Origin of the sequence: Acinetobacter sp. YH01005 (assembly GCF_013420465.1) — a bacterium.
Lineage (GTDB): Bacteria > Pseudomonadota > Gammaproteobacteria > Pseudomonadales > Moraxellaceae > Acinetobacter > Acinetobacter amyesii.
This window is the reverse complement of record NZ_VOYA01000040.1, coordinates 1-10930: the sequence shown is the minus strand read 5'-3', so window position 1 is coordinate 10930 and position 10930 is coordinate 1. Positions and strand designations below refer to the sequence as shown.

The following is a 10930-nucleotide window of genomic DNA, read 5'->3' as shown; positions in this document are numbered from 1 at the left end:
TGTACACAGTGCACTGGGTTATGTATCGCCTTTTGAGTTTGAAGCAATGTACTATGATAAGATTAACCCGTTAGGTCAGGTGGCCTAACTTAAATAAAAAAGTCTCCGACAAACCCGGTACGGTTCATATAGGCCTTAAAGATTGTACGTTTGTGCTGAACTAATTAAAAATTTCTATTTAACTTATGTTCACCTAAAGTTCACTTCATAAGTGTATAAAGAAACTATGTATTGTATTTTCAATTGCTTATATAAATATTAGTCTTGGTTTAGAATTTTAAAGTTCATGAACTATGAGAAAAAACTAAGATACGATCAAAATTGTAGAACAACAAAATTATTTATACTAATTTACAAGCCACGCTGTTTAAGCGTGTCATTAAAAAATAAATCTTTTAATCTCTCCACACAATCTCCACACAATCTCCACACAACATCAGCAATTCATAAACACTGCTATTTCAAAATAGTAGTATCTAAAACCCCCCCTCTGAAAAAGCATGTCAACACATTATCATTTAATAGGTTCAATACTTATTACAACTGTACTTTTAATCGGCTGTACACAAGCCAAAGATGCTGAACAGTCCCCAACAGAAATGCCACCAGCGGTTGTCAGTACCATCACGGTATTACCGCATTCCATGAATTTAATTGAAAATCTTCCAGGCCGTGTTGTCGCTTACCGTATTGCTGAAATTCGCCCGCAAGTAGGTGGAATTGTTGATAAAGTACTTTTTAAGCAAGGCTCTTATGTGCAAGCAGGTCAACCGCTTTTTAAATTGAATTCTGAAATATTTCAGGCAGATGTAAAAAGCAATCAAGCCACTTTAAACCGTGCACAAGCTGAGGTGACACGTTTGCAGGTGCTGTTAAAACGCTACACTGAATTAGTAAAAGTAAATGCGGTTAGTCAGCAGGAATACAACAATACCGAAGCAGATTATCAAAAAGCAAAAGCCGATGTGGCGCAAATGCAAGCCATGTTAAGCAGACAACAACTTAATCTTAAATATGCGACTGTTACAGCCCCTATCTCGGGAACGATTGGTGAAATCTTAGTGACTGAGGGTGCATTAGTTGGTCAAGGTGATACTAATGCAATGGCCGTAATACAACAGATTAATAAAGTCTATGTTGATGTAAAGCAATCAATTAGTGATTATGAAAAACTACAGGAAGCTTTACAGCAAGGTGACGTGTCAAATACCAAACATACGGTTGAAATCCTAAATAGTCAGGGTAAACCTTATAACGTTACAGGTGAAATCCTATTTTCGGATACTAAAGTTGATCCTGATACGGGTGATGTCACGATTCGTATTCTAGTCAATAATCAAAATCAAAAACTTTTGCCAGGCATGTATGTTCGAGTCAATATGAGCCGAGCTCAAGTTGAAAATGCGCTGTTAGTACCTGAACAAGCGATTCAACATGATATTAATGGTAAAGCCAATGTTACGATTGTTAATCAAAAAGGTTTAGCGCAAAGCAAGCCTATTCAGCTTGGTCAACGTTATCAAAATAGCTATGTAGTAACACAAGGATTACAAGCAGGCGAAAAAGTTATTGTTGAAGGCGCTGATCGTATACAGCCTGAGCAAAAACTAAAAATTAAGCAGTGGCAACCTACAAATACTCAGGAAAGTGGAGGCAAGAAATAATGTCTCAATTTTTCATTAAGCGTCCTGTTTTTGCATGGGTGATCGCTTTATTTATTATTTTGTTAGGTGTACTCAGTATTCCCAAGTTACCTATTGCAAGATTTCCGAGTGTTGCGCCACCACAGATCAGTATTACTGCAATCTATCCAGGTGCTACCCCAAAGACACTGAATGATAGTGTTGTGACATTGATTGAGCGGGAAATGTCAGGTGTCAAGAACTTACTGTATTACAGTTCAAGTTCGGATAGTTCTGGAACAGCAACAATCACCGCAACCTTTAAACCAGGCACAGATGTAGAACTGGCACAAGTTGATGTACAAAACAAAATTAAAGCCATTGAGTCGCGCCTACCCCAAACAGTTCGACAACAGGGGCTGATGGTTGATGCTGCATCATCTGGTTTTTTAATGATGGTGGGGTTGAGTTCACCAAATGGCAAATATAGTGAAATTGATGTCAGTGACTATATGACTCGCTATGTAATTGAAGAATTAAAACGGGTCGAAGGTGTTGGTAAAGTCCAAAACTTTGGTGCTGAGAAAGCCATGCGAATTTGGGTCGATCCAGACCGCTTGGTCTCTTATGGATTGAGTATTCAAGATGTGAATACAGCCATCCAAAACCAAAACTTGCCGATATCACCGGGTCGTATTGGTGATGTTCCTGCGTTGAAGGGGCAACAAATCACCATTCCTTTGACTGCTCAAGGTCAATTAGAAACTGTAGAGCAATTCAAGAACATTAGTTTACGTGCTCAACAAAATGGTGCCATTGTTCGATTATCGGATGTTGCTCGTGTCGAAATTGGTGCGCAAATGTATAACTTTGCGATTTTAGAAAATGGTAAAGCCTCTACAGCTGTGGCGATACAAATGAGTCCTGGTGCCAATGCTGTTAAGACTGCAGAGGGTGTAAAAGCAAAAATTGAACAATTAAGTCTAGCATTGCCTGATGGTATGAAATTCTCTATACCTTACGACACTGCACCTTTTGTAAAAGTTTCGATTGAAAAAGTAATCATGACATTGCTTGAAGCTATGGCTTTAGTTTTTATTGTCATGTTTATTTTCTTACATAATGTTCGATACACCTTAATTCCGGCGATTGTTGCACCGATTGCATTGCTTGGCACATTCTCAGTCATGCTGCTTGCTGGTTTTTCGATTAATGTGCTGACCATGTTCGGTATGGTGCTTGCGATCGGGATTATTGTCGATGATGCGATTGTGGTCATTGAGAATGTTGAACGCATTATGGCGACAGAAGGCTTATCTCCAGTTGAAGCCACATCTAAAGCCATGAAGGAAATTACCAATCCGATTATTGGCATCACCTTAGTGTTAGCCGCTGTATTCTTGCCGATGGCATTGGCGTCAGGCTCAGTGGGGATTATCTATCGTCAGTTCACCATTACCATGTCGGTTTCAATTTTATTCTCAGCTTTCCTTGCACTGACATTAACCCCTGCGTTATGTGCAACGATGTTAAAACCGATTGATCAAGACCATCAGAAAAAGGGTGTTTTTGCATCGTTTGATCGCAGTTTTGAGAAGCTGAACAATCGCTATGAACGCAGTTTATTTAAAGTAATTAAACATAAAACCCTCGCAATGTTATGTTTCTTAGGCATTGTCATTGTGCTGATTTTTAGTTTTAAACACGTTCCGACTGCGTTTATGCCAGAAGAAGATCAGGGGTGGTTTATGACTTCGATTCAACTTCCTGCGGATGCAACTCAAGAACGTACCCGTAAAGTCGTTGCTGAGTTTCAAAATTATTTAGACCAAGAAACGGGGATTAAAGACAATATGGCGGTCTTAGGTTTTGGTTTTAGTGGATCTGGTCAGAATACAGCGATGTATTTTACCAATCTATTGCCATTCGAAGAGCGTACTATTACGGCACAAGAAGTCGTGAATAATGCCAATATAGCGATGGCTGAAAGTTCAGAAGGTCAAACCATGTCTGTGTTACCACCAGCAATTGATGAATTGGGTAACTCATCTGGTTTTTCACTGAGATTATTAGATCGTGGCAATATTGGCATGCCTGCTTTAAGAGAAGCACAAGATCAGCTTTTAGCATTAGCAGCACAAAGTAAAATCGTGGCGGAGGTCTATCCTGAAGGTTTGCCAGATGGCAGTTCTGTACAGCTTAAAATTGATAGAGATAAATTGCAGGCATTAGGTGTTAATTTCAGTGATGTGACCGATATTATTTCAACCTCAATGGGTTCGATGTATATCAATGATTTTCCAAATCATGACCGTATGCAGCAAGTCATTGTGCAACTTGATGCCAAATCACGCATGAGTATTGAAGATATTCTTCAGATTAAGGTGAACAGTCAAAGCGGTAAATTGGTTTCAATGTCTGAAATAATTACTCCAATTTGGCAACATTCCCCACAACAATACAATCGTTACAACGGTCGTCCATCATTGAGTATTTCTGGCAGTCCAGCAGCAGGTATATCTTCAGGACAAGCCATGACTGAGATGGAAAATTTGATTGAACAACTTCCGAAAGGTGTGGGTTATGAGTGGACTGGGATTTCTCTAGAAGAAAAACAGTCGGAATCACAAACCTTGTTTTTATTACTGTTGTCGATGTTAGTCGTTTTCCTTGTCTTGGCAGCGCTTTATGAAAGCTGGTCAATTCCATTCTCTGTGATGCTAGTTGTCCCTCTAGGGTTGATTGGCGCCTTTTTAGCAGTAATGTTACGTGGTATGCCAAATGATATTTTCTTTAAGGTCGGCATGATCACGATTATTGGTCTATCTGCAAAGAATGCTATTTTGATTGTTGAGTTTGCAAAAGCACTAAGAGAAGAAGGAATGGGTTTAGTGGAGGCAACCGTTGCAGCCGCTAAATTGCGCTTACGTCCAATCCTAATGACATCTTTGGCATTTACCTGTGGCGTTATTCCTTTAGTCATTGCCAGTGGCGCTAGTTCTGAAACTCAAAAAGCGATTGGTACAGGCGTCTTTGGCGGCATGATCAGCGCAACAATTCTAGCTGTTATTTTTGTACCGATTTTCTTTATTGTCGTCATGAGCATGGTTGAGAAATTCTCGAAACGTAAAGCGGCACATTAAGCATCAAAACTGAGAATAAAAGCTGTGGGTTAACGAGTTTAGCCCACAACAAATCTTTCATTTACATCTTTATTTCAGAATTGATTTAATAAACCATCAATATAGGTTTAATCATGAAAGCTACCAATCTTGATCCGAAACGCTGGTGGATATTGCTCGCTGTCGTGCTTGCATTTCTGCCGATTGTGATTGATATGACTGTACTGCATGTTGCGGTTCCCTCATTAACCCAATCGCTGAGTGCCACAAGTAACCAAGTCTTATGGATTATTGATATTTATCCATTACTTATGGCTGGACTTTTAGTTCCGATGGGAACTTTGGCTGATCGTGTCGGCAATCGTAAGATTCTGCTGATTGGCTTGGTTATATTTGGAATTGCCTCAGTCCTTGCGGCATTTTCCCAAACGGCTTCTATGCTGATTGCCGCACGTGCTTTATTAGCATTAGGCGGTGCCATGATTATGCCCTGTGTATTGGGTATTATTCGCAGAACCTTCGAAGACAGTCGCGAACGTGCCATTGCGCTGGGTATTTGGGGCACAATCGGATCAGCCGGTGCCGCCATTGGACCGCTCATTGGTGGGGGATTGTTAGAATATTTCTGGTGGGGTTCAGTTTTCCTGATTAACGTCCCAATCATGCTGGTTGTCGCACCAATGTGCTATTTCTTATTGTCCCGAAAAGAAGCTATAACCCCTGGACATTGGGCATTTGGTCAAGCGCTATTGCTGATTGTCGGTTTGATTTCGTTTGTATATGCACTAAAAGCAGGCTTAGGCGGTAAACAGTCGTTGTTGATTGTCTTGCCTTTGGTCGTTTTATCTATCGGCTTATTAACCATATTTGTACGCAAACAGCTGAATTCTCCTCAGCCGATGCTAGATCTTTCGCTATTTTCACGTCCTGCTATTTTAGCCGGCATTATTATGGCAATGGTTGCTGCAGGCGCTTTGGCAGGGGTTGAGTTAACTTTGGCAATGGAGCTGCAATATGTCATTCGTTTAACACCGCTGCAAGCCGGTCTTTTTATGGTTCCGATTATGGTTGCGGCCGCTATTGGCGGGCCTATTGCTGGTTTTTTATCCAATAAATTTGGACTCCGTCTGGTTGCGACCATGTCATTAATATTGGCAGCAATTGCGTTGGTCAGTTTGAGTTATTCAGATTTTCATCATCCGGGAATCATCGTTCCCTTTATTTTAGCTTCGATTGGATTAACACTGAGTATTGGTTTAACAGCTTCATCCATTGCGATCATGGGCTCAGTACCTGCAGAAAAGGGCGGTGCGGCAGGTTCACTTGAAAGTACAGGTTATGAACTGGGTACAGGACTAGGTATTACTTTATTTGGTGTTTTCATGGCCTATATATTTGGCAGTCATCTTCAAGTGCCGTCAGATTTAACTGCTGTTTTAGCAGAAAAAGCCAGACTTTCGATTGGTGATACCTATTTAGTGGCGAGCCAGTTACCCGTTGAACAAGGTACAGCATTGATAAACGCAGGTAAAATTGCCTTCAGTTCAGCTCATGTTAATTTATTATTAACAGCAGGGATTATCATCGGGATACTCTCCATTGTGGTATTTTTTATGCTAGCTAAATATCGAGATGAGAATTCATTGTGATGAAATTTATTTGAGGATCATCAAACAGAATGGTTAAGTTCAGACATCAATTTATCTTAAATTTATGGTTTAAATTAAGCCGTATTAATCTGAACTTAACACATTATAAATGAGTTGATGTCTTACGATTTAGTTGAATAGTAAAACAGCTGCCACCTAAGTTTTTGGATTTAGAATAATAAATATGACCTTGGTGTGCTTCAATAATTGCATCAATCACTGCCAAGCCTAATCCAGTACCGCCATCTAGACATGATCTAGAGTCTTCCAGTCGATAGAAGGGTTTGAACAGGTGTTTAAGATGCGATTCATCAATACCAGGACCTTCATCTTCAAACGTCAATACCCAATGTTCTGCTGTGGTTACAGATGTAATATTTATTTTTCCAGCATTCGAATATCTTAGAAAGTTAGAGAACAATGCAATAAAGACCTGTTCCATCCTTCTTATATCAACGCAAACCAATTTATCCGTCAAATTTAAAACAATAGTTAAACCTTTAACATGAAACCGTTCATTAAACATCTGCAGACATTTTTCAATACTATTTTTTAAATTGGTCTTTTCTAGTTCTAATCGTAATTGTTTATTTTCAATAAGTGTCAGTGTCCGTAAATCTTCCACAAGGTAAGATAAGCCTTCGACTTGGTTCAATAAGCTTAGGTGTAAAGCTTTATCGGCAATAAATATACCATCGACAATACCTTGCAAGCGACCTTGTAATATTGTCACAGGTGTTCGTAATTCATGTGCAATTGCAGCATTCCAAACAGTTGAATTCTTAACTGATACTTCAAGTTGGTTTGCCATTTCATTGAAGTTCTCAATAAGAGACTTGATTTCATGTGGAATATCATGATGTGGCTGTTTAATTCTGAGTGCTAAATTGCCTTGTTGAATTTGTTGAATAACATCTGCTAAATCACTAATTGGCTGTGTATAGCGTTTTCCATATTTAAAGGCGAGGATAGTAGAAAGAAAAAAGCCTGTTAATAGCACTAAAAACAGCCAGATAAAGTCAACGGAGGTAACTGAAAATTCATTTGAATTAATAACTTGTGTATTTAGAAAACCTATTTTTATCGCCCAGCTATAAACAAAATAGCCAATCATGAAAGATAACAGCGTAATGCCTAAATTGAATAGGCTCATCATGATAATAAACTGGAAGTTAATTCCAACAGAATTTTTAAAAAAGTTAAATTTCATGATTTTGATCTAAGCGATACCCCACGCCACGGACATTGATTAATAAGCCATTTACATCATTTTCTTCAAGTTTTTTGCGTAATTTGCTGATATGGCTATCTACAGTGCGATCTAAAGCATCACTTTCAGGCATACAGTTTTGGATCAATTCATTACGTGTAAAGACTTTATTCGGTGTTTTTGCCATCAAAAACAGTATCTTATACTCAGTTAACGTAAGGTTGAGCAACTGATTTCTTTGACCATTTGAAATGTAAACTTGATGATGATCTGGATTAATTTCAATATTTCTATAACGAATAATATTAGTTATTTCCATATTTTGGCTTGTACTTCGTCTAAGTACGGCTTGTATTCGTGCAATCACTTCGTTTGGGTTAAATGGCTTAATAATAAAGTCATCAGCACCCATTTTTAGCCCCATGATCTTATTCACTTGATCATCTAAGGCAGTCAGCATAATGACAGGTAAATGACTTGTTTGACGGATGATTTGTAGAATTTCCCAGCCATTTAGTTTGGGTAATTTAATATCAAGGAGAATCAGGTCGATAGAGTTGGCTTTTAGGCACTCTAAAGCTTGTTGTCCATCCAATGCACGGATGACCTGCATGTTTTCATTTTTTATGTATTTTTCAAGAATGTCACCAATATCATAATCATCTTCTACAACGAGAATGACGCTGTTTTCGAAGCTGTGCTGTAGATTTGGATACATATATTTTATCTTAGATGAAGTAGCTATGCATTTTAACATTTAATTGTGTAATGGAGATGATTAGACGAGCAGTCATTTATATTTGTAATTGAGGGGTGACATATAATAAAATTCGTTGCATATCAGTATTAATGAACAAAATGTCAATTATCATTCATTTAACATAATGGCTGTTATACGAAACGAGAGTGTTAGAACCCATTTAAAGTGTCTATATTCTCACCAATAAAAATGTCCGGTTTCTCCGAGGTAAAATATGACTTTTGAACAAAAATAAGCCATTGTTTATTCTTTTTATTTCCAACAAAATTCCAGAACTCATCTACTTCGAGAGATTCATAATGACTTTGCTGAGGCTGAATTTCATAGGTTGATTCAGTTAAAGTACGTAAAACTTTACCGATACTGATGCGCTCAACTTCAGCAATATCTCGTATACCGCTGCCTCTGACCATCAACTGTAATATTTTACGAGTAATACCTGACTTACATCCTAGATAGCTCAGTGCATGATCACCAATAAACTGACGTTTACAGTCTTTGCACTGATAGTTTTGTTTCCCATCTACTTTGATACCATTTTTCTTTATACTATCACTGAGGCAGGTTGGACATTTGATTGCTAGAGTTATTTGCATTTCTCTATTTTATCAAAATCCAATCGGCTTTTTCTTCAGCATACTTTTTGAAACACTACCAAATTTTAAAGTTGTATATCATGAAATTATTAAAAATATTGAGTTTAGTTTGCTTAAGCATAAGTATTGGGGCTTGTGCTGAGCATAGTATGAGTCGAGCAAAAACAAGTACAATTCCACAAGTGAATAACTCAATCATCGATCAGAATGTTCAAGCGCTTTTTAATGAAATCTCAGCTGATGCTGTGTTTGTCACATATGATGGTCAAAATATTAAAAAATATGGCACGCATTTAGACCGAGCAAAAACAGCTTATATTCCTGCATCTACATTTAAAATTGCCAATGCACTAATTGGTTTAGAAAATCATAAAGCAACATCTACAGAAATATTTAAGTGGGATGGAAAGCCACGTTTTTTTAAAGCATGGGACAAAGATTTTACTTTGGGCGAAGCCATGCAAGCATCTACAGTGCCTGTATATCAAGAATTGGCACGTCGTATTGGTCCAAGCTTAATGCAAAGTGAATTGCAACGTATTGGTTATGGCAATATGCAAATAGGCACGGAAGTTGATCAATTTTGGTTGAAAGGGCCTTTGACAATTACACCTATACAAGAAGTAAAGTTTGTGTATGATTTAGCCCAAGGGCAATTGCCTTTTAAACCTGAAGTTCAGCAACAAGTGAAAGAGATGTTGTATGTAGAGCGCAGAGGGGAGAATCGTCTATATGCTAAAAGTGGCTGGGGAATGGCTGTAGACCCGCAAGTGGGTTGGTATGTGGGTTTTGTTGAAAAGGCAGATGGGCAAGTGGTGGCATTTGCTTTAAATATGCAAATGAAAGCTGGTGATGATATTGCTCTACGTAAACAATTGTCTTTAGATGTGCTAGATAAGTTGGGTGTTTTTCATTATTTATAAGAATTAGAAGTTTGAGGTTAATCTATTTTTGGTAGTGTTTCAAAAAGTATGCTGAAGAAAAAGCCGATTGGATTTTGATAAAATAGAGAAATGCAAATAACTCTAGCAATCAAATGTCCAACCTGCCTCAGTGATAGTATAAAGAAAAATGGTATCAAAGTAGATGGGAAACAAAACTATCAGTGCAAAGACTGTAAACGTCAGTTTATTGGTGATCATGCACTGAGCTATCTAGGATGTAAGTCAGGTATTACTCGTAAAATATTACAGTTGATGGTCAGAGGCAGCGGTATACGAGATATTGCTGAAGTTGAGCGCATCAGTATCGGTAAAGTTTTACGTACTTTAACTGAATCAACCTATGAAATTCAGCCTCAGCAAAGTCATTATGAATCTCTCGAAGTAGATGAGTTCTGGAATTTTGTTGGAAATAAAAAGAATAAACAATGGCTTATTTACGCCTATCATCGAGAAACAGGTGAAATTGTTGCTTATGTTTGGGGTAAACGAGATTTAGCTACAGTCTAACAATTGAAGACAAAGCTTAAACAATTAGATATTCACTACACCCGAATTGCAAGTGATCATTGGGACAGTTTCATCACTGCTTTTAAAAATGGTAAGCAAAGTATTGGTAAATTTTTTACTGTAGGTATTGAAGGCAATAATTGCAAAATAAGGCATAGAATTAGGCGTAGCTTCAGAAGAAGCTGTAATTTTTCAAAAAAGCTTGAAAACCATTTTAAAGCTTTTGATTTAGCCTTCTTTTCTTTTACATCAATAATGGCTTCATTTAAAGGCAGCATACTTTTTGAAGCACCACCAAAATTTTATGTTAAGTAGAGACTAAAAATGCCCTTGATTAAGGGCTTACAAGGGCATTTTGTATAAGGTGTATTATGTTAATTTTAGAATTTCTTCAGTAAGCGTCCGCTGAACACACCTTCTGAATTCATCCTATAAGCCTTAATTTAGTCCCCACTTAGAAACAAGTGGGGACTTAAATTTATGACTACAAATCATCAGACATCCATCGCATCTCTTGCGA

At 37.9% G+C, this 10930-nt stretch carries 6 protein-coding genes and 2 pseudogenes; 5 read left to right on the top strand and 3 right to left on the bottom strand.

Annotated elements, in window-relative coordinates; translation table 11 throughout:
- The first annotated feature begins 500 nt into the window (after window positions 1-500).
- The 3 genes from FTT72_RS15405 to FTT72_RS15395 all read left to right on the top strand — a co-directional run bounded on the left by FTT72_RS15405 (window position 501) and on the right by FTT72_RS15395 (window position 6393).
- Window positions 501-1664 (top strand): efflux RND transporter periplasmic adaptor subunit, encoded by a 1164-nt coding sequence (locus tag FTT72_RS15405; RefSeq protein ID WP_180178650.1) that lies wholly within the window; start codon window positions 501-503, stop codon window positions 1662-1664.
- A complete protein-coding gene (locus tag FTT72_RS15400) occupies window positions 1661-4765 on the top strand; it encodes a multidrug efflux RND transporter permease subunit (RefSeq protein ID WP_373686936.1) in 3105 nt (1034 codons plus the stop codon). The genes FTT72_RS15405 and FTT72_RS15400 overlap by 4 nt, the downstream gene beginning before the upstream one ends.
- Before the next feature lie 113 nt (window positions 4766-4878).
- Window positions 4879-6393: an MFS transporter gene (locus FTT72_RS15395; protein WP_032073148.1), complete on the top strand. Its 1515-nt coding sequence runs from the start codon at window positions 4879-4881 to the stop codon at window positions 6391-6393.
- Window positions 6394-6496: 103 nt separating this feature from the next.
- Here FTT72_RS15395 and adeS read toward each other — a convergent pair whose 3' ends face one another.
- The 3 genes and pseudogenes from adeS to FTT72_RS15380 all read right to left on the bottom strand — a co-directional run.
- On the bottom strand, window positions 6497-7603 hold the full coding sequence (gene adeS / locus FTT72_RS15390) for a two-component sensor histidine kinase AdeS (RefSeq protein ID WP_032073131.1): 1107 nt from the start codon (window positions 7601-7603) through the stop codon (window positions 6497-6499).
- Entirely contained in the window at window positions 7593-8321 is a 729-nt protein-coding gene (gene adeR, locus FTT72_RS15385; protein WP_032073130.1) for an efflux system response regulator transcription factor AdeR, read from the bottom strand. Before adeR ends, adeS begins: the two co-directional genes overlap by 11 nt.
- A 269-nt stretch (window positions 8322-8590) precedes the next feature.
- Window positions 8591-8959: pseudogene (locus FTT72_RS15380) on the bottom strand (IS1-like element ISAba3 family transposase); the annotation flags it as partial.
- Between the two features lie 80 nt (window positions 8960-9039).
- On the opposite strand from FTT72_RS15380, the gene FTT72_RS15375 reads away from it, so the two are divergent.
- Both FTT72_RS15375 and FTT72_RS15370 read left to right on the top strand, forming a co-directional pair.
- Complete coding sequence (locus tag FTT72_RS15375; protein WP_002002480.1) at window positions 9040-9882, top strand: carbapenem-hydrolyzing class D beta-lactamase OXA-58; 843 nt, start codon at window positions 9040-9042, stop codon at window positions 9880-9882.
- A gap of 90 nt (window positions 9883-9972) precedes the next feature.
- Window positions 9973-10679, top strand: a pseudogene (locus tag FTT72_RS15370) (IS1 family transposase).
- Window positions 10680-10930 lie beyond the last annotated feature (251 nt).

Bases quoted from the DNA above. Each gene is read 5' to 3' on its own strand.
- FTT72_RS15395 (WP_032073148.1), top strand. From the start codon at position 4,879: ATGAAAGCTACCAATCTTGATCCGAAACGCTGGTGGATATTGCTCGCT.
- adeR (WP_032073130.1), bottom strand. From the start codon at position 8,321: ATGTATCCAAATCTACAGCACAGCTTCGAAAACAGCGTCATTCTCGTT.
- adeS (WP_032073131.1), bottom strand. From the start codon at position 7,603: ATGAAATTTAACTTTTTTAAAAATTCTGTTGGAATTAACTTCCAGTTT.
- FTT72_RS15375 (WP_002002480.1), top strand. From the start codon at position 9,040: ATGAAATTATTAAAAATATTGAGTTTAGTTTGCTTAAGCATAAGTATT.
- FTT72_RS15405 (WP_180178650.1), top strand. From the start codon at position 501: ATGTCAACACATTATCATTTAATAGGTTCAATACTTATTACAACTGTA.